The sequence below is a fragment of the Sporomusa sp. KB1 genome (assembly GCF_007830295.1).
Classification (GTDB): Bacteria; Bacillota; Negativicutes; order Sporomusales; family Sporomusaceae; genus Sporomusa.
This window is the reverse complement of sequence record NZ_VLKC01000002.1, coordinates 2,141,776-2,164,653: the sequence shown is the minus strand read 5'-3', so window position 1 is coordinate 2,164,653 and position 22,878 is coordinate 2,141,776. Positions and strand designations below refer to the sequence as shown.

23 protein-coding genes and 1 pseudogene are annotated in these 22,878 nt (G+C 45.7%); 1 reads left to right on the top strand and 23 read right to left on the bottom strand.

The annotated features are described in order from the left end of the window. Window position 1 precedes the first annotated feature (1 nt). From holB to SALPA_RS13640, 8 genes are all read right to left on the bottom strand, one after another. Window positions 2-1,000, bottom strand: coding sequence for a DNA polymerase III subunit delta' (holB, locus tag SALPA_RS13675; protein WP_145094926.1), 999 nt, complete (start codon window positions 998-1,000; stop codon window positions 2-4). Continuing rightward, on the bottom strand, window positions 1,000-1,446 hold the full coding sequence (locus tag SALPA_RS13670) for a YaaR family protein (RefSeq protein ID WP_145101976.1): 447 nt from the start codon (window positions 1,444-1,446) through the stop codon (window positions 1,000-1,002). Before SALPA_RS13670 ends, holB begins: the two co-directional genes overlap by 1 nt. 137 nt (window positions 1,447-1,583) lie before the next feature. Beyond that, on the bottom strand, window positions 1,584-2,261 hold the full coding sequence (locus SALPA_RS13665; protein WP_145094923.1) for a thymidylate kinase: 678 nt from the start codon (window positions 2,259-2,261) through the stop codon (window positions 1,584-1,586). Beyond that, a complete protein-coding gene (locus SALPA_RS13660; protein WP_304624552.1) occupies window positions 2,262-3,731 on the bottom strand; it encodes an aminotransferase class I/II-fold pyridoxal phosphate-dependent enzyme in 1,470 nt (489 codons plus the stop codon). Window positions 3,732-3,817: 86 nt separating this feature from the next. After that, a complete protein-coding gene (locus SALPA_RS13655; RefSeq protein WP_145094921.1) occupies window positions 3,818-4,156 on the bottom strand; it encodes a DUF192 domain-containing protein in 339 nt (112 codons plus the stop codon). Between the two features lie 98 nt (window positions 4,157-4,254). After that, window positions 4,255-5,301 carry an EFR1 family ferrodoxin gene (locus SALPA_RS13650; protein WP_255451198.1) on the bottom strand — a complete coding sequence of 349 codons (1,047 nt, stop codon included), beginning with the start codon at window positions 5,299-5,301 and terminating at the stop codon, window positions 4,255-4,257. 140 nt (window positions 5,302-5,441) lie between these two features. Then, window positions 5,442-5,723: a hypothetical protein gene (locus SALPA_RS13645; protein ID WP_222427990.1), complete on the bottom strand. Its 282-nt coding sequence runs from the start codon at window positions 5,721-5,723 to the stop codon at window positions 5,442-5,444. Window positions 5,724-6,087: 364 nt separating this feature from the next. Further along, entirely contained in the window at window positions 6,088-7,206 is a 1,119-nt protein-coding gene (locus SALPA_RS13640) for an RNA-guided endonuclease TnpB family protein (protein WP_145094915.1), read from the bottom strand. A gap of 346 nt (window positions 7,207-7,552) precedes the next feature. Here SALPA_RS13640 and SALPA_RS13630 point away from each other — a divergent pair, with 346 nt between their 5' ends. Then, entirely contained in the window at window positions 7,553-7,870 is a 318-nt protein-coding gene (locus SALPA_RS13630) for a pyrimidine/purine nucleoside phosphorylase (protein WP_145094913.1), read from the top strand. A gap of 17 nt (window positions 7,871-7,887) precedes the next feature. Here the strand turns inward: SALPA_RS13630 and SALPA_RS13625 are convergent, their stop codons facing one another. The 15 genes and pseudogenes from SALPA_RS13625 to SALPA_RS31525 form a co-directional block, all read right to left on the bottom strand. Then, a complete protein-coding gene (locus SALPA_RS13625; protein ID WP_222427989.1) occupies window positions 7,888-9,048 on the bottom strand; it encodes a M20 family metallopeptidase in 1,161 nt (386 codons plus the stop codon). Between the two features lie 222 nt (window positions 9,049-9,270). Then, the gene (locus SALPA_RS13620; RefSeq protein ID WP_145094911.1) at window positions 9,271-10,194 is read right to left on the bottom strand and encodes a type II secretion system F family protein; all 924 of its coding nucleotides are present in this window, start codon (window positions 10,192-10,194) and stop codon (window positions 9,271-9,273) included. A gap of 84 nt (window positions 10,195-10,278) precedes the next feature. Beyond that, window positions 10,279-11,649: a CpaF family protein gene (locus tag SALPA_RS13615; protein WP_145094909.1), complete on the bottom strand. Its 1,371-nt coding sequence runs from the start codon at window positions 11,647-11,649 to the stop codon at window positions 10,279-10,281. A 99-nt stretch (window positions 11,650-11,748) separates the two neighbouring features. Continuing rightward, a complete protein-coding gene (locus SALPA_RS13610; protein WP_145094907.1) occupies window positions 11,749-12,672 on the bottom strand; it encodes a pilus assembly protein TadG-related protein in 924 nt (307 codons plus the stop codon). Next, window positions 12,669-13,085, bottom strand: a complete 417-nt coding sequence (locus SALPA_RS13605; RefSeq protein ID WP_222427988.1) for a TadE family protein — start codon at window positions 13,083-13,085, stop codon at window positions 12,669-12,671. Before SALPA_RS13605 ends, SALPA_RS13610 begins: the two co-directional genes overlap by 4 nt. A 132-nt stretch (window positions 13,086-13,217) precedes the next feature. Next, complete coding sequence (locus tag SALPA_RS13600) at window positions 13,218-13,397, bottom strand: Flp family type IVb pilin (protein WP_145094901.1); 180 nt, start codon at window positions 13,395-13,397, stop codon at window positions 13,218-13,220. 203 nt (window positions 13,398-13,600) lie between these two features. Further along, window positions 13,601-14,734, bottom strand: coding sequence for a sensor histidine kinase (locus SALPA_RS13595; protein WP_145094898.1), 1,134 nt, complete (start codon window positions 14,732-14,734; stop codon window positions 13,601-13,603). A gap of 109 nt (window positions 14,735-14,843) precedes the next feature. Beyond that, on the bottom strand, window positions 14,844-15,818 hold the full coding sequence (locus SALPA_RS13590; protein WP_145094895.1) for a type II secretion system F family protein: 975 nt from the start codon (window positions 15,816-15,818) through the stop codon (window positions 14,844-14,846). A 15-nt stretch (window positions 15,819-15,833) separates the two neighbouring features. Beyond that, on the bottom strand, window positions 15,834-17,051 hold the full coding sequence (locus SALPA_RS13585; RefSeq protein ID WP_145094892.1) for a response regulator: 1,218 nt from the start codon (window positions 17,049-17,051) through the stop codon (window positions 15,834-15,836). 5 nt (window positions 17,052-17,056) lie between these two features. Further along, the gene (locus tag SALPA_RS13580; RefSeq protein ID WP_145094889.1) at window positions 17,057-18,286 is read right to left on the bottom strand and encodes a type II and III secretion system protein family protein; all 1,230 of its coding nucleotides are present in this window, start codon (window positions 18,284-18,286) and stop codon (window positions 17,057-17,059) included. Between the two features lie 48 nt (window positions 18,287-18,334). Further along, the gene (gene cpaB / locus SALPA_RS13575; RefSeq protein ID WP_145094886.1) at window positions 18,335-19,246 is read right to left on the bottom strand and encodes a Flp pilus assembly protein CpaB; all 912 of its coding nucleotides are present in this window, start codon (window positions 19,244-19,246) and stop codon (window positions 18,335-18,337) included. Between the two features lie 163 nt (window positions 19,247-19,409). Beyond that, the gene (corA, locus tag SALPA_RS13570) at window positions 19,410-20,480 is read right to left on the bottom strand and encodes a magnesium/cobalt transporter CorA (protein WP_145094883.1); all 1,071 of its coding nucleotides are present in this window, start codon (window positions 20,478-20,480) and stop codon (window positions 19,410-19,412) included. 91 nt (window positions 20,481-20,571) lie between these two features. Further along, window positions 20,572-21,027 (bottom strand): GNAT family N-acetyltransferase, encoded by a 456-nt coding sequence (locus SALPA_RS13565; RefSeq protein WP_222427987.1) that lies wholly within the window; start codon window positions 21,025-21,027, stop codon window positions 20,572-20,574. A 29-nt stretch (window positions 21,028-21,056) separates the two neighbouring features. Beyond that, window positions 21,057-21,566, bottom strand: coding sequence for a GNAT family N-acetyltransferase (locus SALPA_RS13560; RefSeq protein WP_145094880.1), 510 nt, complete (start codon window positions 21,564-21,566; stop codon window positions 21,057-21,059). A 130-nt stretch (window positions 21,567-21,696) separates the two neighbouring features. After that, window positions 21,697-22,878, bottom strand: a pseudogene (locus SALPA_RS31525) (monomethylamine:corrinoid methyltransferase).

Sequence of the window (22,878 nt, the reverse complement as noted above, 5' to 3'; positions counted from 1 at the left end):
GTTACTCTCCTTTTTCTGGCCAATCCTTCAGATTTATTACTAACTCCTCAAGAGCTAAACGGGTGTTGGCGTTGCCCTCAACGGCACGAATGGTATTTTTAACAGCAGTTATCGCTGCCATGCTGCGGCACTCAGGCCAAGCAGGTACTAAATCAGCAAGTTCCTGCACAAGATCAATATTATATAGCAGTTGCTCGCCATACGCTCCTGCAAGCATTAGTAAATCCCGCAACAAATACAAAAAAAATCCCAGCACTGTCACTATATCCTTGGTGTCAAGACCAGCAAACCTGGTCGTTTGCTCCCAAATGGCGGTCATCCCCTCTTGCCCGATACTAGCAAGCAATTGCAGCGCCATATCCCTGGATACCAAACCATCCGGCGCCAGTAAGGTAAGTGCCTTTCCCATCCTGCCACCGCTTAAACGGGCAGCAACAGCCGCAGCAGCCGGTTCATATCCTTTATGTACCAGCGCTTGTTCCAGCACAGCGGCAGGCAAAGGATGAAAAGAAACCTTCCGGCAACGAGATAATATTGTCGACAATAGCGGTTTACTGGTTCCTGCAATGAGAATAAAAACAAGACCAGGAGGCGGCTCTTCTAACAACTTGAGCAAACTATTAGCAGCTTGAACAGTCATCAACTCCGCATCCTCAATCAGGCAAACCCGTCCTGTACCAATAGCCGGGGTTAACGCAGCAACGTTTTTAAGTAAACGAATCTGGTCAATTTTGATAGTAGCACCGTCAGGCGAAACCTGAATAAAGTCAGGATGCTCACTACGGCCAAACAGCATGCAAGAATGGCAATGTCCACAAGGTTTTCCCCGATCACTACTACAAAGAATGCCGGCAGCTACCAGTTTAGCCAGTAAGCTTTTACCAATACCTGCCGATCCGGTAAACAATAAAGCATGTGGCATTTTTCCGGTAGACAACATGGCTTTAACTATGGTCACCGCATCCTGATGGCCGATTACATCATTCCAATTCATCATCATTAGGTAAACAAATCCACCAGCATGCCTCGCACTGCGTCATGTTTGGCCATGATGGATAATTGTCGCTCTTGGCCGACACGCACATCTTCTGTCATTTCGGCTAGTTTTTCGTCAACCTTTTTAATGGTTGTGTACAATTTCTGCCGGCCATGACGATCCCAACCAGCGCGGGCTTCAAGGCTGTAAGATCGCGAAACAGCCTCGCCAATAAACTTACGAACCAGTTCCCGATATGACTTAAGCTCGCTATAGGTCGGCATCTGCGATAAACGACGTCCACTTTCATCAATCTGGGTCATGAGTGACTGTAGACGTTCCGTTGACTGGGCTTCCTGCGATTTTAAGAGATCCGCAGCAAAATAGTCCCCTGACTTTTCGGCCTTATTCGGTATCTCGCGGTCAGTCACCTTTGGCTGATTGCTTACCCCGAATGTATTTACTTTCATGCCCATTTGAATTTACCCTCCTGCCTCAAAATACCTGGCAGACCACATTCTTATTATCTTTTAAATTATAAATGTTTTTCGTAAAATAATCAAATATTTGCCAGAAGTACACCAAAAATCAAAGGCAGAGCCTTGTATTATGCCCTGCCGATAATTTCATTGACAATTGGATAGATTTCACTATGGATTTGTTCAATTGTCTTTACTTGCCCCTTATGAATACACGCCACTTTATGCCAATCATAGGCATCGGCAATGTCACAGGCATTTGTGAAGCAATACGACAGATACTCACTGCTTTGTTCATGGATATCTTTGATCCCGCCGGTCTTGTTTTCCCGTCCCCGCATCAGCTCCTGGCTGACAGCAGGCGGCATCGCCAAAAAGATAACTTTATCCGGTACCGGCAAACCACATTTTATAAACTCAAAGTCCCACAGCCACGTAAGGTAGGCTTCTTTCCCGGCCCGGTCTCTGATTTTAGCCGCCTGATGAATCATATTCGAAGTAGTATAGCGATCGGCAATAACAATGCCACCGCTTAGATAGAATTTCTCCCACTCTTTTTTATAGGAAGCAATCCGATCTACCGCATAAAAGGCAGATGCCGCATACGCATTGACATCCTCCGGACGGTTACCGAATTCACCATTTAAATACATCTTGACCAGCGCTGACGATTGACTCTGATAATTGGGATAATCCACTTTTCGCACATTCACGCCCTCGGCCTTAAGCCGATTGACAAGTTGTCCGGACTGAGTGGCCTTACCACTACCGTCAGTGCCTTCAATGACTATTAATTTACCGTGCATTTAATCCACTACCTTTATCGTGTTAAGCAAATAATCTTCCGGACCGGAAATATGCAATCCAGCATTTTGCAGAGTATGACAATAATCAATAATCTCCTGTGTAATCCGCTCACCCGGACAGAGCATCGGAATACCCGGCGGATAGAAAGTAACAATTTCGGCACAAATCATGCCAACCGCATCATCAAAGGGCACCATACAGGTATTGCCAAATAACGCCTCTCTTGGCGATATAACCTGCTCAGGTGCTACTGGATGTTTTCCACCCCGGGTTATTTCATTAATCGCTGAAAAATCGCGCGTACCATTATGCGTGATTGCCATATCCTTTAACGCCGCCACCATCGCCGCCACCTCAGTCATACTATCGCCTAAGGTGATAAGAAATAAAATATTATATACATCAGATAATTCTACCTGAATTTTATAAGTATGCCGCAAAATCCGCTCGGCTTCGGCGCCGGTTAGCCCCAGGCCCTTGACAGTCACTGTCACCTTTGTTGGATCTATACTATAAACGCCCGGATTACCTACTTTTTCATTACCAAAACAGTATAGCCCCGGAATCTTGTTAATCTCTTGTCTAGCCTGGTTAGCCAAATCAACGGCGCGTTCAATCAACCCACGCCCCTCTGTCGCCATCTGCATGCGGGCAATATCCAAAGAAGCCATTAATATATAGTTAGGGCTGGTTGACTGCACTAACTGCAACATAGCTTTAAGGCGAGGCACCCGGATAAGACCCTGGCGGCAATGAACAATAGAGCACTGGGTCATGGCCCCGATAATTTTGTGCGAACTTTGGGCCACAATATCAGCACCGGCATCCAGCGCCTGGATAGGTAAGCGTGACGAAAATTTAAGATGTGGTCCATGGGCCTCATCAACAACAACTGGAATATCGTAGCCATGGACAATATCCACAATTTTTTTCAGGTCGGTAGCTACACCATAGTATGTGGGATTAATGATCAGTACCCCTTTGGCGTCAGGATGTTGTCTGAGAGCCTCTGAAACTGTCTCTGGTGTAACCCCCATCGTCAGTCCCAACTCGGTATCTACCTCTGGTTGTATAAATACAGGAATGGCTCCACTCAAAATAATGCCCCCAATAATAGAGCGGTGGGCATTACGCGGTATAATGATCTTATCGCCAGGCCCCGCAATGGTAAGAATCATGGCATAGATACCGCCAGTTGTCCCATTTACCATAAAATAGCTGTAGTCGGCCCCATACAGTGCAGCGGCTAAATCCTGTGCCTCCCTGATCGGTCCATGCGGCTCATGCAAATCGTCCAGCTCAGCCATATTGGCCAAATCAAGCTTCAACCCCTTCTGCTGCACTACCTCGTTAAAGAGAGGATGCATTCCCTTGCCCATTTTATGTCCAGGGGTATGAAAAGGAATTGTTCCGTCGTCTATATATGTATTCATCGCTTTCAATAATGGTACTTCTGTCTGATCAAGCACGCCGCCACCGCCTTTACCTTCATGCCTCTATTATACCCTTGCAATTTGTAAATATTTTAGCACACAGCTTTATATGGTACAAGCTTCTAAACGAGTTCCAATTGATCGCCCTTTTGGGTATAGGTAGCCGCAATTGTTCCTGCAGGCAACTCAATGACATAGTCCGCCCCCCACTGATTCGCCAGGCGGCTAGGTTTTAAACCCATCACAACCTTAACCACCCTATCAAAATCATCCACAAATATCACATCAATAGGATATCGCATACCCATGGTATGGACACTGCTGCACGGTTTAATCATAAGACCCGCACCATTTGGCAAGCTAGGTGTAGCCAAAAGTCCAACCAACCGCGAAAAAAAGGTAGCCGCTACCTTGATATTATCGCCTAATACCTGCTGCTTAGTTACGTTAATAATTCGCATATTCCCCCGACTGTCTTATCCGCGCTCCCCAAATCTTTAGAGAAATATTCCCATGTAGCTTTTGGAGCTATCAGGCACTTACGTGCCGCTATTTTGAGCTATTTAAGATGTATGTCCTTTAAGGATACGCCCTCAGCCTTGTAGCGCCGGAAATAGCGGGTATGCGACAGTTTTCCCGCTATCTCTCGAATTAGGCGACTACTCAATGTAAAGTGCAGAAAGACATAGGCTAGCGCAATGGCTACCAGCGTATAACCATATTGAATTCCAAAACCGAACCACGATAAGGTCCCCCAATGCGAGGCATATCCATTGGTTGCATAACGCATCGCATATGCAGCCACAGGCACAGCGGCAATATAGTAAAACAGAGTGATAATGAATGGACTCACTTCAATGGCCTTTTGCGGACAATAATTCATACACGCCATACAACTGTCGCAGGAATAAGTCCAATAGGGCCGTCCTGGTCTGCCGACCATTCGCAGAGCTTTTTTGGGGCAAATTGATTGGCATAGCGAACAACCATTGCACTTATCTGACGCAAAAAACAGTTTAGCTAATATAAATTGCGCCATAATTATATACATTAGGGAAATCTTGGCTAAAGCTGCCCCTAAGAAAAGCTGTACAATCCCATCATAATGTCTATTGCCAGCCAGTACTGTCTGCAGCATGCTTTTTACCTTACTTTTTGCCATATTGGTAATTACAGCAGCATTTTCCCCGCTCAGCCCCCAGTGAAGAGCCGTCCAGTTACTCGGCATGTCTACACCCATTACTCCCTGCACACGATATCCTCTGAACCACAGTAAAAGTGCAATTAAATACCCTGCAGTACCCTCCAGCCCTGGGAAAAACACCCCTTTTATCCGGATGCCTGCTCTATTTGGTAATACAATGGCATGATTCTTATGCCCGTTAGGCAAACACCAGACATATTTCATTATCAGCCAAGGTGCCGTAAACCCATGGGTTGGATAAGTAAACACAGCCAGTGACCGGAGCGGAACAGAATCACTCTTTTCCCCCGCTTTTATTTGTATCAACTGACTGCGAAGACCTGTTGTCTCAGCGACCTGCGCACACCATCGGGCAACTGTATATGAGTTACCTGTGCCTGTCATGAAAAAGGCAACTAACATCCGGTAAATATATGTCCCCCCCATTCTACCTGCTATAGTGACTTACCTCATGTATATTCATTTAAAAATTCTTTGCTAAAATATAAAAGTCCTGCATTTTTCTATTATTTTACATAATGTGTTTAGGTGGATACTGACAATTATTTGCGGAAGAAAAACTTACTTAATCTAATCTTACCCTTACGCCAGGTGTAGATTGCCAACAGACAGCCAATTATTGTTGTTAGTAACTGATATTGCTTAATTGTTTCAAACGTTGCTAAAATATAGAGCATTATAGCAATCGTGGCCAAAGCGACTGGCCCATACATTTTTCTCCAAACCTCAGTTCTATCAACCATGTTCTTCTTGGGACTTGCCTCCTGGCGCCTGCTAATTAACATACCTTCATTGATGACCGGCACTGGCATAGTATCATCCAAGCTACTTCTTAGCATTCGACCGCAATGCCGGCAGTACTTTACATTACCAGCAAGTCGCTTTCCACAGAAATCACAATACATGACTATTCATCTCACCAATTCCTTTTTTCTATAGTGTTCCCAAATATTCACTGCATTTTCTCATCGACAGCATTTCCTATTTTACTAAACATGCGGAATACACTATAATAACAATTGTGAACTACCGCGGGCACAAGGCCACGCGGCTTCCAGTGGTAACTCCAAGCCTTCTGCCTAAACAGTAGCTTCTCATCATTCCCCGGTTAGCCGTCTGAGAGTTTACGCCTGACGACAGCCAATTATTGGCTGGGCTAGATTCACAGTAGCCCACTGCAACCGACATTTAGCCAGCTACAGCAATATTCATACTAGCATTGAAGTCTGCATTTGCCTGATAGCCACAGGCTTTACACTGGAAAGTCGCCTGATTTGGTCTGTTGCCTTTTTCGGTATGACCGCATACATGACAATGCTGGGAAGTATATTTAGGGCTTACCTGTACCACTTTCAAACCTTCGGCCATAGCCTTGTATTCAATGAAGGAACGCAATTGGTAGAAGTTCCAGTTATGCAGTTTACGGTTCATTTTACGTGAGAACTTGACACGCGCTCTTATGTTGGACAAATCCTCCAACTGGATAACTGCATTATACTGTTTGGCGGCCTCAACAATCTGCCTACTGATTTTGTGGTTTACATCCTTCATGTACCGTTGTTCTTTGTTTCCGATAGACTTAATCTTTTTCAAGAGTTTTTTCTTACCAAGCTTACGCCGAAGGTTTGCATAGTGACTACGCTTTTGATTATGGCATTTACCACTGAAAAATTTATGTAACTGCCCAGGCACGGCAAGGACAGCGAGATTAGTAATACCCAGGTCAATACCCATGACGGCTGATGTTTCTTTTTCCGGCACGTCATATTTATAGCTAATATTCAGGACATAGCAATTAAGCCGATAGCTGAATGATAGTTCAGCTATACAAAATTTGTATTCGCCAGCAGACAGCTTATCCAGTATTTTCGCTTGAAAATAACCGTACTGTACAGGCAGCATAACCCGCTTTTGCCGGGTGCTGACCGATACAAAGTAGGTGAAACATTTTTCGGTTGTGTGCAAGGTAAATGTCCTGCCGTCAAATCTAACTACAGGGTGTTTGAATTCCGGTAGACTTGCTTTTTTACCCTTCTTTATCTGGGCTTTGTAGGATTTGTATGTTTCCAGCGACTTGTCCCGGATGGTCTGAATGAGCCCGGTAGGAATGTCAGGAAACATGGTTTTGACTTCGTTGTAGGTTTCAGTATGTAGGACTTTCTTTGACTCTGTGTCTAAAGCTTCCATTTTAGCAACGTAGTAGCACGATAAGTCTGCACTAATGGTGAGTATGTCCTGTAATGCTTCCAGTTTGGTTTTAGTCGGGTCATCAATTTTTACGGATATGCTTTTAGTGATAGTTGGCATAACATATCTCCCTATTGAAATGCTCTATATATTTTAGTATAGACTTATATTTAAACTTTTGAAAGGAGAAATTATGCAGTGAAAACTAACGCTACCAAGACTTTTCCTGACCTCAAAAGGCGTAAGTTCTGGGGGTCTGGACTATGAAGCAAAGGCTACTACGTGGGAACGGCTGGTGCGATACCGGCAGAGACAATCCAAAAGTATATTAAGAATCAGAAGTTAGTCTAACCGTATATGTGAGGGTATCGAACCCCTCACATATACCGCGCTTACATCCCCGGCCACAAGGGCGCGGGGTTTTACGCGCGACGTTATAAATTTTTTATCAGGAGGCTTCGCCATTATGGAACAATTTGAAAAGGTGTCTATTGTTAAAAAAGCTAATGTATATTTCGAAGGGAAGGTAACCAGCCGTACGGTGATTTTTGCCGATGGCAGTAGAAAGACTCTAGGAATCATGCTCCCTGGTGAATATGAATTTGGTACAGCAGCAGCCGAGATTATGGAAATTTTAGCAGGTGAACTGATGGTATTGTTGCCAGGACAGAGCGACTGGCTTACTTATAAAGCTGGAGATAGCTTCCAGGTCCCGGCTGAATCACGCTTCAAACTCAAAGTACTACTAGTAGCAGATTACTGCTGTTCCTATATCGAGAACTAGCAAACTGCGTAAATGAATCAGACTCTGCAAAATTCCTTTTTGATCTCTGCCAGCAAGCCGGCCTTAGTAATTAAGTCATAACCAGTTAACGCCATGGCTTTGGCTGCGCGCAATAGAGCCTGATGCGCAGCGGGCGTAAAAGTAGCTGCCGCCATTTCTGCAGTATGACCTACTAAGGTTTCATCGCCAATACCAATATAAGGGTGAATAGCCGGTACAATATAACTCACATTGCCCATATCAATAGAACCAAAGGTCTCCGACGGTGGATTAATATTGGTTTCACCTACTGCCAGCAGATTGGAGCCAAAAGCTTCTGACAATTTTTGATTGGTATTCATATCCTCATAGGAAAGCTCATAGTTGCTTATGGTTAATTGTGCACCAGTAGCCAGCGCTGCCGCCTGTGCACAATTTTTTACCTTCTTTACGACTTCATCCAATGCCTTGCGTCTTCTCGCCCGCACACAAAATTGAGCAATAGCATGGTCTGGCACAACATTGGCCGCGACTCCGCCTTTAGTAATAATCCCGTGAATCCGGACATCAGATGTAACATGCTGGCGCAGGGCATTCGCAGCATTAAAGGTTTGAATAACGGCATCTAAAGCGTTGATTCCTTTTTCCGGTGCGGATGCGGCATGGCTAGGCTGGCCTTTAAACTCAAACTGCAGCGAATCCATCGCCAGCGATACACCACTGGCATGGGTTTTACTGTGAGGATGAACTAGTATCGCCGCATCAATCCCAGCCAAAATCCCATCACGAGCCATAGCCACTTTAGCACCCATAGTTTCCTCCGCAGGTGTTCCCAAAACGATTACACAGCCACCAATATCAGCAAGAACCTTACTTAAACCAATACCGGCGCCAGCCGCCATAACCCCAATCATATTATGACCGCAGCCGTGACCAATCTCCGGCAAAGCATCATATTCGGCAAGAAAAGCAATCGCCGGACCAGGCTTGCCTGAATCACAGACAGCCTTAAATGCCGTTTCATAACCACAAATATTCATTTCAACCGCAAAACCATATCCACTTAACAACCCGGTGAGTTTGGCGGCAGATTGAAATTCCCGCATGCCTAACTCAGGGTTGTGACCGATTGAATCACTAAGGGTAAACAAGACATCTTGCAGGTGATCAAGTTCTTGAATGATTTGATTCTTCATCATATCAGCTCCTTACCTATTCTAGAACGGACCCCGTTTCATTAATGTTGTTCTTATTATACTAAATTACACGATACATTTCATGACACAAATAAGATCACTGCTAACGGAAAAATTTTAAATCCTGCAAAGCTTTTGCTGCTTTGCAGGATTTTTATGGTAAGTATAGTTGATAGTATTGAAAAATTCGTAATTCATTTCGGATGATAGTAGTATCAGCAAGGCTCACTCGAGAAAACTATTGAACATCAGAATAACAGCTGGCCCTAAGAGAACCACAAATAAAGAGGGAAAAATAAATAACACAAGTGGCAACAGCATTTTGATCGGAGCCTTCATGGCTTGCTCTTCAGCTCGCTGTCGGCGTTTTTGCCTCATGGATGCTGACTGCACTCTGAGTACATTGCCAATGCTAACCCCTAACTGGTCGGCTTGCACTAACGAAGTGGTAAACAGCGAGAGATCGGGTACTTCACAGCGTGTACCCATAGCAACCAGTGCCTCGCGTCTGGCTATACCCATACGAATTTCCTGCAATACCCGGTTGAACTCATCCACAAGTGCGCCTTTCATTTTTTCCGCCAGTTTGGCCAGTGCCCCGTCAAAACCTAACCCCGCTTCCACACTAACTGTTAAGAGATCTAACACATCTGGCAAATCTTTCTGAATGCTTACTTTGCGTTTGGCAATTTTACAGTTTAAAAGCAAAAACGGCAGTAATTGACTAACCAAAAAAGCCATGAGCATAAGACCAATTACTTTGCTGCTGGCTGTGCCGGCCAGTACGCCCAGTGTGCCGGCACTGACAGGCAGCGCCAAAGCCAAAAAGCCCATCACCAGGAGAAACTCATCACTGGTCAATTTGGCAAAACCACCGGCCCTAATCAGTTTTTGCTCAATGTTGGCGCGCACGGCTTTGGGCGTAAGTTTAGTCAGGACTGTTGCCATATCGCCGCTTAGCGGGGCCAGAATACGCTGCCTAAATGGTTTTGCCAGTTCGTCATCAATGTCAGTTCGTCCTGTCACCATGCTGTCCAGCGCCTTAAGTCGCATCTCAACCGGGCCGGTAAGCGGTATAAAGATGTGAAGTACCAAGTATAGGAATACAAATGCCGTTATGAAGGTTAATGCTATGATTGCAATAAGCATAGGTTGTTCCTCCTTTATATGAGTGCGTTACTGTCTTGCGCTACACCACTCGCCTGCGCCTGCAGATTCTTTAATGCCGCTTCCTTACCTGGGCCAGAAGGTCTCATTCGGCAACTGTATGCCGTTTGCCGCTAATTTTTCTAAGAATTTCGGCCGAATTCCTGTTGGCTTGAAATGACCGGTAATTTTCCCCTTCTCATCCCGGCCTGTTTGTTCAAATACAAAGATATCCTGCAAAGTAATGACCTCGCCCTCCATGCCTTGTACTTCAGTCAAATGGGTAATCCGTCGGCTGCCGTCCTGCAGACGCGACTGTTGAAGAACAAGGTCTACGGCTGACGCAATCTGTTCTCTGATGGCTCTGACCGGCAAATCCATACCGGCCATGAGCACCATGGTTTCCAAGCGGCTGAGCATATCACGCGGTGAATTGGCGTGACCGGTAGTTAACGAACCGTCATGACCGGTATTCATAGCCTGCAGCATATCAAGCGCTTCCCCACTCCGGACTTCGCCAACAACAATGCGGTCAGGACGCATCCTGAGACTGTTGCGGACAAGATCGCGCATGGTAATGGCACCTTTTCCCTCGACATTGGCAGGCCGAGTTTCCAAGGTAACGACATGCTCCTGCCGCAGTTGTAATTCAGCAGCATCCTCAATCGTAACAATCCGTTCATCATGGGGAATAAAGGACGAGAGGATGTTTAGAGTAGTTGTTTTGCCTGAGCCGGTACCTCCTGATACTACAATGTTAAGTTTACCCTCAACACACGCCCGCAGAAAATCGCCCATTTCCTGGTTCAGCGTACCAAAGCTGATAAGGTCATTGATCATTAGCGGATTTTTGGCAAACTTGCGGATCGTAAGACACGGCCCCTTTAAGGCCAGTGGCGGAATAATGGCATTAACCCGCGAACCGTCCGGCAGCCGGGCATCCACCATCGGTGAGCTCTCATCAATGCGGCGGCCGATTGGCGCCACAATTTTTTCGATAATATGCATAACATGGATGTCATCGCGAAACCGCACATCACTAAGCACTAATTTCCCTTTGCGCTCAACATAGACTTGGGTAGGACTATTGACCATGACTTCCGAGATTGTATCATCTTTTAGCAGCGGATCAATCGGCCCATAACCTAAAACCTCATCGACAATTTCAGCAATGATCCGCGAGCGCTCGCTTCTGGGTACTGGTACTGTTTCTTCGTCCATCGCAACAGTAGCAATACGAGCGACCACCTCTTCAAGCATTTTACGATCAGCATTTTTATCAACAAGAACTTTACTTTCTTCCTGACTCATTTCCTCAACTATTTTTTGGTGAATCTTGCCTTTAAGGCTTTGATAGGGATCGGTTTTGAGTGGTGCTGCCATTTTGGGCTTTTCCACGCCTTTGGATGGCTGCTCCTGTTTTATCTGAGCTTCTTCCAAGCGTTTTAACAACGACATATTGTTCCTCCCTGCCTTATGGCTGATAGCGTACTTCGACAACAGGATGAGCCATGAACCATGGTTGCCGCGTCAGCTGGTGCCGTGTTTACTGCGCCGCTAGTTGGCCACTACTGACTCATAAGGAACAAGTGCCGCACTATACACGCCGTAATCGGTCGCAGTACCAGACGTTTCACCGGCGAGTACAGTCTGCATGAACTTGCCGCTTACAAGGTTTTCATTTCCTGATCCAGCTACTTCCTCCAGGAAAAAGCTGGCAAAACCAACAATCTTAACATCATGCCGGCCTGTATCGTTGGTAATTGATTCAATCAATGGCACAATTACGATCCGTGGCGAGCCCGCCTCTACCGTATTAAAGGTGGCATAAGGATCAAGACCTATGCGGTAGTGGACGCCTTCACTGGTACCACCGGACATATTGCCGGTTTCGGTTGATACCCATTGACCTATTGACAACTTGGCATCATAGCCAAATTTAATATTATCGGTATAAGTACGTGAACCGGTACTACCCAAAGCCAAAGCGTCGTAGTTGCCGGTGGAGCCATCACCAGCACCGACTTTCAGAGCATAAGTCGTGCCGTAAACAAACTCCTGCCAAACTACCCCGAATGGCACCACACCAATAATACCACTGATGGGTCTCAAAACGGCTGCTGCTTTGGCCCGGACATCGACTGAGTTCAGGCCAATTACTTTAGCAAATGTCATGTTAACTGTCCGTTCGACGGTAACAGCAACAGCCTTGTTTGTAGGAACAGTAACCTCGACCACATCGCTCGATTGACCGTTTTGGGCAGCGTATTCTCTGCCACTGGCCTCGGCCTGAGCTGTATCACCCGGCAGATCCTGGACTCCGGCTAAAGCCGCAGCATCAGCCATGTTAACAAGTTCAGCCCTATTTACATATAAAAATCCGACATCCACAACAAGGGCAGCAAAACCAAGCAGGACGGTGATCGCCAAAACAGTCAACACTGTTATCGAGCCTTTTTGATTAGTAACAAAAATCCTCATGGCAGCTCCACCCGCATCACCGACCGCCCGGTAAGTACCGGAGTGTCCGGAGCAAAAGCACTAGCAATGATATTCTTAATCACAGGTGTCGTTACTTCAATCGGTTTACTGACTGTCACAGTGACTGATTTGCCTTGCTCGCGTTTGTCGCCTGGATAGGCAATGCTGACTTGCAGACCAACATTACTAATGCTGGCAACAGCCTCAGCGACGGCAACTCGTGCGGCAGTATCATCACTTACCGCTGCAGTTCGCGCACCTTCCCGGGCGGCTGCCGTCAGTACCAGATACTGATTCAGTACCATTCCAAACTCTACGATGGCAAATAGAATCAGCAAGATAACCGGTAAAATGAGGGCGGTCTCGACCATGGCCTGGCCACGGTTTTGTTTAAAATGACTGGCAGTATTCATATCATCACCCCCGACAAGCATAAAGAATTAACCTCCGACCAAGGAAGTCCGGAGGTTAATGAACCGATAGGCCCTATACTGTATTTACTATAGTTATAAAATTCGGCTTCCTAGCTACTGGTTAAACAATGTTTATTTGTTGAGCTCGGTAGTAGCGTCAGTAAGCTTACCACCAATCGCGGTACCCAGATTAGTAAAGGCCAGTATACATCCTACAGCAACCAACGCAAGAATAAGTCCATACTCTACCATACCTTGACCTTTCTCGTTCAAGTAACGGGCCGCAAACATTTCCCAATACATTCTCAACATTTCCCATACCTCCTACTTTTTTATTTATTTCAATTAAAGTAATCTCGTCTGGTTATGATTTCATTATACCAGCAAGAAGGTATGGTAACATCGTCCGCTAGTCTCATTTTCATTAGGTATCACGGCTTATTCCGGCTAGGCTTCTGGTAGGCAGTAGGTCCCAGGACTAGCCAAGTGAAAAGTCCTAGCACAGGCCGTTATTCCTATTGCGTAAGTGGTACTGTAACAAAAACCAAGGTGCCTTTACTGATCTCCGATTTTATCGTAAGTTCGCCACCTAATAGATTAATCCGCTCCCGCATCCCCATCAGGCCAAAACTCTCATTGCCGCTGGCACTGGCCGGGTCAAACCCCTGCCCGTCATCTTCAACTACTGCTGAAACCACACTTGGTCGAAAGTCAATTCGTACCCAGACTGTGGTAGCTTTAGAATGTTTTTCGACGTTGTTGAGGGCCTCCTGGATAATGCGGAACAGGCCAATCTCAACATGGATATCCAAACGCTTCTCCTCACCCAGTACCTTAACTTCGAAAAAAATACCGCAACGCTCTTTTATTGTTTCCAGTACCCGCCTGATGGTTGGCACTAGTCCTAAATCATCCAGTGTCATGGGTCTGAGGTCAAAAATAATGGTCCGGGTCTCCCGCAAAGCCACACGTACTTGCTCGCGTAGATCCTTAAGCTCATTTTTGGCCCGGTCCAGATCCACATCTACCAGACGTTCGCATACTTCTGCCCGAAAAACGATATTGGCCATAGCCTGAGCTGGGCCATCATGGATTTCCCGGGCCACCCGCCGCCGTTCTTCTTCCTGGGCGCGAATAATTTTGGCCCCAAAATTCTGACTGGCCTGGAGCGTCTCAATCTGGGTCACAACCGACCCCATCTGATTGCCCAAATATCCCAAAACGGCACCAACCTGAGAAACCAAACTCTCGGCCTTTTCTACTGTATTTTTTAGTGCTTTAAGCCGCAGTTCCAAGTCGTCGCGCTGACGGCGCAAATTTTGCTCCTGCAACTTGGCCATAGCCAGCTCAAGCTGAACATTGCTGGTATCCTCATAGGCTGCTTTAATATCCGCCTCCGCATATTTCCGGAAATTGCGGCTAACCTCCATCAATCTGAGGCGAGAACGACGTTCTTTTTTTTCAAATTCGTCTACTTTAAAAATAGCATCTGCAGTTTCCGTTTTTATGCGCACAACATCCTGCCTGACCTTCTCCATTTCAACTTTTGCCGCTTCATATATATCAAATAGTTGTGTTTTACTTTTTTCTACGGTTGCAATAGTCGTTTTGACAATCTTGTCGAGAATTTTCACATCAAGGTTTTTCATTCATTCACCACTCTTGCTTTTCAAATGCTATAAAGCAAAATTCGCCATAGTAACAACATATCCTGCTAAAGATAAACACCAACAGAGGGTGGAATATCCCCCCTCTGTTTCAGATATCAATATTGACGATTTTTTGAATGGTCACCATTCCCAGCGCCTGCCCTAAAACAGCTATCCCTAGCATGACTTGGCCAGTCGGATGAGTAAACAGCAGCTCAATATATCCGGGATTAACCATCTTAAGAGCCACCAGTAGGGCTACCGGCAGCAGACTAACAATAATCCCCGACATCCGCCCCTGAGCTGTCAGCGTCTTAATTTCCCCTTTAATACGTATCCGCTCGCGGATAGTACCGGCAATATTATCAAGCACTTCTGCCAGATTTCCACCTACTTGCCGCTGAATTAATATTGCGGTAATAACTAAATCAAGGTCATCACTATTCACCCTTCTCGCCATATTGGTCATTGCTTCTTCCGTAGGTACACCTAAATTCATTTCCTTCAGGGTCCGGCTGAACTCAACCGAAATTGGCGGCAGCATCTCACGGGCTATCATCTCAATGGCTTGCATAAAACTATAACCTGTCCGAAGTGCATTGGCAATCAGAATTAGCGCATCACCTAGCTGATCGTTAAAGGCTTTGGCTCTCCGTTTAATTTTTATTTTTAAAAACAGGAACGGCATGCCATAGCCGCAAATACCACCAAACACTACACCCGGCAAACCAGCTTTCAACATAAGCAGCAAGGCGCTAGCTACGGCGGTTCCCAGGCAGATAACTAAAAACTCCTGACTCTTTAACGGCAATCCCGCCTGAACAAGCCGATGTTCCATTCGCCTTGTCCAAGAACCGTCAGATGATGCAAGCGGCTGCCCCAACCATCTGATGATTGCCCGCCAGCCGCTAAGCTGACGTGTGGTGCCGGCCTTATCTTCAGACGATTTTATCAGCGTAGCTGGCGCAAGATATTGTTCCATTCGTTGGTCGATAGCCATCTTATTACGGCTCTGCCAACGAAAAATAATCAGACAAATAACCACTAGGTTAAGAAACAGCACAAACCCGATTATAAGCAGCATGTCTCTGTCCCCTCTCTAGCCAAATAGGCGTTTAAAGCGCCCAACAACCCCTGTTGCTGGCTGTTCTTGCCGTTTCTTTTGCCAGTCACCGCCAATAACCAATTGAGCTAATTCAAAGAGACTCTGCGCTACTGGTGTTCCGGGATGACTAACAACAAAAGGGACACCTCTATTTACTGAAGAAACCACTACTTTACCATCACTGGGAATTAACGCCGAAAACTTATAATGCAAACTGGCTTCCACTTCATCAACGCTAATATCGGCATTCGTATCGGCTCTGTTTAGCACCACCTTGACTTTATCTTGCCCATAGTTCAGTGACTCCATAATTTCTAAACACAGCTTGACATTTTTTATTGTGGGTAAGTCCATCGCAGCCACTACCAGAACAATATCTGAGGCATCAAGCACAGCGAGCATACTATCAGAAAAAGTAGGGGCGGTATCAATTATCGTATATTTGAAATTGGAGCGCATGGTCTTAAGAATAGGCGACAAGTGACTGCCTGTCACCGTTTCTCCCTGTTCGGGGCGTATCGGCGCCGGCAATAGCTTGACATTGTCGCTATAGTGCATCAGATAGCCTGATAGCACATGATTATCCAGGTGGTCGATATCACGCACCAAGTCAGCAATAGTGGCACAAGGTACAAGATTTAAAAATAATGCCGCATCACCGAACTGCAAATCCGCATCAACGATCCCCACATTGGTTTCTGCTTTTTCTGCCAGGGCTACCGCTAGGTTTGTCGAAATAGTTGTCTTGCCAATACCACCCTTAGTGCTAAATACTGTGATAAGCTTACCCTGAACCTGTGGTTTTTGCTCAAATTTAAGTACATTGCGGCGTTTTTTTTCATTGACAACCCCCTGCTTAATAGCCTGGAGAAGTTCATCGCCACTAAAAGGCTTAACCAGATAGTCTTTGGCACCAGCCACCATAGCCCGCCGCAGGTATTCCTGTTCACCCTGCACACTCATGATTAGGATGCAGGCATTAGGCACTTCAGCGGCAATTTGCTCAGTAGCTGCTATGCCATCCAGTCCTGGCATATTAATATCCATGAGAATAACATCAGGCTGCATGATCTTTACTTTTTCCACAGCCTCAGCACCAGATTCGGCCTGACCAACAACCTTCAGGTCAGGCTCAAACTCTAGCAATTTGCAAATATTTTCCCTTGTAGTCGCAATATCGTCAACAATAAAAACCATTATCTTTTCACTCATCAAGCTTACCCCCTAAATGGGTTTTCTTTAGCAAACTCTTTCATTTCCGTGGTTTGTGCCGGGATGTATTCGTCAGGATTCACAATCGTTGGCGTAATAAATAGGATTACTTCCGTCTCCCCCCGACTAAATGAGGTACTCTTAAAAAGATTACCAAGAATCGGAATATCCCCCAGTAGCGGCAGCTTATACACATCTTTGGTAACTTCACTGGAAATTAGGCCACCAATAGCCATGGTTTGTCCGGAGGACATGGCAATGGCAGTTTCGGCCATACGCAGTTTTATCGTTGGAATCTTCATGCCCAAGCCAAGTTCAATTTTATGCTCGTCCGTCCAGTCAAGAGTACTCACTTCTGCTTTTATCTTACTTTGTATAAGCTTATCAGCATTTACTTCCGGCGCAATGTCAAGTTTAATGCCGTAATCCTTCCACTCTATCGAAATCCGTCCATCATTGAGGCCAATAGGTACGGGGATTTGACCGCCGACCATAATATTGGCCTTATCACCACTTAAGGTAATCATATTAGGCTGAGATAATATCTTGGCCACGCCATTTTTGACAAGAGCGTCAAGCTGAGCATTGATAGGGCTGTAGGTACCTAAGTTACCAAAAACCTTTGGTGCCAGAGAATTTATGGAAGACTGTCCAAAGGAAAAGTTGCCTGATGTTCCTGCATCGTTCCCCGACCATTTAATTCCTAAGCTTTTCGCCGATTCCCGGTTAATCTCCACTACTTTGGCCTCAATGCGTACCTGTACCGGATGGGTTATTTCCAAAAGGTTGACTACCTTTTCGGCATAGGCTGATGCCACTTTTTCGGCCCGGTTTTTCTGGTACTGATCATTGACTGTACCCTCAAGAATAATTGTCTTATTCACTTTGCTTACAGTAATATCAGACAACCCCAAAATATTCTTAATGTCATTGGCAATGGTAACATCAGCCGCCCCGACTTCGACCAGATAACTATAACGACCTCCGCCAGCCCAGATATGAAGGGTTGTTAAACCCGGAGCCTTGCCAACAAGTAATACCTCTATCCCAGACACAACCACTACGTCGGCAATCTCAGGGTTGGCAACCGCTACCCGTTCAACGGCATTGAAGCGCAAAACCCGGGACTGGTTAACAGCTACCGGCATTTTCTCTTCAGCAGCTGCCACCATGCCATTGGCCAAGATACTAGCAATTACAATAACAACAGCAACAAATAGCTTCCGCCTGTTCATCAAAATTCCTGCCTTTCTGCCAATCCTGCATTCCCGGTACTGTAACCGCTAATTAATGGCTATAACCTCGGTTTTCGTTCCCCGAATCATTTGAATACCGCCGGCCTGCTTATCCATTGACGGTGGAGCTGGCGGCGCTTGTTCTGTCGGTTCTTGACGGGGAACAGGTGAGTTATTATGTATACCGACAATGTCTTGGGGCGTAACCGGGCCGGCGATGCTAACACCGGTATTTTGCATAAATGGTCTAAGCGTCAAGCGCACTTTGCCCTTATCTTCTGACAGAGTAAGTTTCGCTGCTTCGTCAGGCGTTACCGCCAGCGTAACAGTAGCTGTTTTGATGACCTCTTTTTTATCCTTGGAAGTAGTATTGTTTGTCTCAACAGCTCCCCCCTCGCTTTCTCGGTTAGCAGCTAATACCAGTACATTCTGCAGCACCAAGTGGCTGACATTGTCACCAACCGTACTTTTCTCAAAAGTGACAACCACATCCACATAATCGCCGGCTTTAACAAATCCGGCCACACCAGTTACTTCATTAACACCGATAGTTATCGCTCGTTTATCCACGGGAATCAACCCGGTAAACCCAGCTGCCTTACCTTCACCAAGTAGCCGCCGTGCTGTTATCTGCTCACCAGCTATAATCGGTTCCTTGGACAACATACCAATGACCTCTTTCGACTCTTGTACAGCACCCGGCTGCAAATAGGCTATAGGAACCTTAGTCACCTGTACCATTTCGGGAGTAATTCTGGTCTTAGCACCAATATCTATCTTAGCTACGACCACGGCTGCGGTATCGGCGGGGAGATTACCACTCGTTTTCTTTAGATAGCTATACACAAGCCCGGTTGTTAGCATACTTAAAACTACCGCAATCACTAAAAGTCCTTTATTGGAATACCTGAGCATATCGTCCCTCCTGCCATGTACAATGCTAAAAAAGTAAGTACTCATACAATGAGTTACCACCTGCAAATTAGTAAGGCAAAATAGCTAGCGTGTTTACTCTGTACTTAAATTTTAAACCCAAACCAACGTAAAAACTAGCGAGGAGATTCTCCTATCTTTTTTTAGGACTTAGGTCAAGCAGCTCCTAATAGCTGGGACTTTTATCCCACTATAACCACTGCTTTTTGCGAAAGTAGCGCACCATCAACAAGCTTATACCCAGCATAATGGATACAATCATTGGATAACCATACTCCCACTCCAGTTCCGGCATATGCGTAAAGTTCATCCCATAGACTCCGGCAATAAAGGTAAGCGGAATAAAAATAGTTGAAATAATTGTCAGCATTTTCATAACCTCACTCATACGGTTACTGACACTGGATAGGTAAATATCAAGCATACCTGACAGCATATCCCGGTAAATCTCCACTGTTTCGATGACCTGAATCACATGGTCGTATATATCGTGCAGATAAACAACCGTCGAATCCTTGATGTGAGACGTTTCTCCCCGCTCCAGTACACTCACTAGATCTCTAACAGGCCATACCGATTTTCGCAAAAATAGCATGTCATGCTTAAGCACATGCAGTTCCTGCAATAGTTCGGGACGTGGCTGATTAGCGATCTGGTTTTCCAGCAGCTCGATTTTCTCTCCCAAATGTTCCAGCACCAAAAAATAATGATCCACAATACTGTCAAGTAAGGCATAAAACAAATAATCGGCTCCCAGCCGGCAAATCTTACCCCGCCCGCCCCTGACACGCTCATAGACACTAGCCAATACATCCTTGCCGCCGTACAGGCTTTCCACAAAGGATATTACATAGTTTGGGCCCAAAATCAGGCTGACCTGTTCGGCCTCATAGCCGTCTATTTCAGCTTTTACTGTCAACGACTTTACAATTACGCATAAATAATCTCCATAGTCCGCCACCTTAGGCCGCTGATTCGTGTGCAGTATATCTTCCAATACCAGCGGATGGATAGTAAACTGCTGGCCAATTCCCTCAACGGCTTCAGCAGTAAGCCCCTGCACCTGTATCCAGGTAACACCCTGCATATCGGCTAATTTCTTCAAATCACCTAGCAAAGCATCCTTTGTTTCGGTAAAACCAACACCATCATAATTCGCCACACTAATATAAGCCTTATCCGCGCGCGTATCACCGACATGCAGCAATGTACCTGGCGGCAAGCCAACCTTAGAGGACAAATTTCTTGTAAATTTCGGCATAACGCCCACCTCGCAAAAAAAATATGTAAAGAAAGACGTTCTCCTTCCTTACATATCTTACCTTTATAAAATTTTCTTATCAGCTGGTGAGCTATAACTTTTTTTGCAAACAGACAAGTTTTGTTTCCAGCCAGCCTAACCGTTGATAAAAATCAAGCGCCCGATTGTTACGCCGGTCGGCCAGCAAATCGACGCGTTTAGCCCCCTGACAGGCGGCCCACTGTTCAATTGCCATTAGCAGTTGTGTACCCACACCCTGTCGCCGGCAGCTTTCAGCAACTACTACATCTTCAATTAGTGCTTTTATTCCGCCTTCCGCTGTGGATACAAGCAACTGCGCCGTGCACATGCCCACAACGTGCTGCCCACGTTCCGCCACCAGCACACAGCCGGTATTTTCCGCCTGCAGTAAGAGAGTTAGCCCTAAACGCTGCCTATCGCCATCAAACGCAAAGTCAGTCTCAATAGCGAATAGTAGTCTGAGTAATTCAATCATAGCATCAATATCGGTAAAAGAGGCTTTTCTTACAACTATATTCAATTCCACTTTAATTCACTACCTTTATGTCAAAATCATTAACCACCTGGAACTTTAAATCCCTTAAGCTCATACTGATACACAGCCAGATCAAGCCACATACCAAACTTATAGCCGGCTTTACGAATAATGCCTGCGTTCTTAAAACCAACTTTTTCATGCATTATTTTACTACTTTCATTACCATCGTCAATCTCAGCAATCATTGTTGCATAATTGCTTTTATTCGCAATTTCTATTAGCTCTTTTAATAATTTCGTGCCAACATAGTTACATCGGTGTTGCTTATGAACATATACTGAGTCTTTTACTGTAAATTTGAAGCCCGATAAGGTGCCAAACTGACTAAAGGTTGCGAATCCCAAAACTTTACTATTTTCCTCGTAGACAATTACCGGAAAGTCGATTTTTTGTTTTTCTCTATACCATTCCAAACGGTCTTCCAACGTCCGGGGATTACATTCATAGACTGTTGTAGTGTGAATTATGGCTTCATTATATATTTCTAAAATTTCCGGCAAATCACGTTCTTGTGCATGTCGAATCATAGTTATCCCCCTTATATTCTCCCACACTGCAACCCGCACAACCCCTCTTATTAACCAGGCATGGATGTTATATAGGCAGAGACGCCCCTGCAATATGCAAAGACGTCTGCGCTAGTGAATAATTTTTACATTATTTTTTCGTCCAATAATCCAGACCTAAATCAGTCAACACCTTAACGGCTTCCTCATATACATCCAGATATTCCTGTGTCGGCACCAATTTGGCTACATCATAACATTCTTCAAATGATTTGCCCTTCGGCGCTGTCTTATACTCTTTTTCATACATCGCCACCAGTTTGTCCAGCATTTCATTTACTTTTTCGGTCTCCAGGCCTGCTACCGCATGCGCAACTTCGGCCATCATTCTGGCTTCCATTCCGGTCGTGTAGTTGGTGGCTACCCCTTTGCTGGCTGCTACTCCTGACAGTATTTCCCGGCCGCTGGCCGTATCTGTCATCGCTTGCGCCGCTGTTTCCAACAGGCACATTACGGTACAGGGGCCTGCCACTGTATAGTATTGATTACCCAGCATTAAATTGGTGTTGGCTTCGATTGCCATGGCGGCGTGGCCTGCTACAGCCAGAGCCTCTCTGGCTGTAGTTATGCCCCAACGCACATGTACCGGACCGTCCAAATGCCAGGTTGCTTGCGTCATTACGAAGGAGTTTATGGTGGTTGCTACATCCACTATCGTGGTTTCTTCCAAGCCACCGGCATAGCCTCCGTAGATAGGCATCTGCTCACACATGATAATATTTCCGGCTAGTACATAATGAGCGGTGAAAACTAATGCACCTACATCAATTTTCAGCTCATTTAGCTGGGATACTTCATGGCTGTCAGATGGCCTCATTCCCCCAGGAAAATCTGCTGCTATTACTCCTGCGGGTGAAAGTGATGTTTCATTCCCCTAGAGCCCCATACCGGTTCGGCCGGCTCTGTCCTGAGCCGCTCGCACCATTATGGCTTCTGATTTTACAGCCGCTATTTCCCACGGGCTTTGCGGCACAGGGTCATGCCCTTTTATGGTTTGCAGAACTCCGTCTACTATGGTGTCTACTAATGGTTCCTGGGCATAGGATTGATGGATCGCCAGAAAGTGTTCTTCGGAACAGGGCGCTCCGGTTGGGCCGCCCTGGATCAGCGGCGGTCTCTTGTCTTTATAGCTGCGGCAAGCGAGTTCCCGGGCTTGTTTGCCTTCACCATAAGTGACACATTTAGGTGCCGCTTTGATTGAGGCCCATACTTCTTCTTCGGTGTATCTGATTATTTTATTGGTATCAATACAATAGACGCCGCATTCTACCAG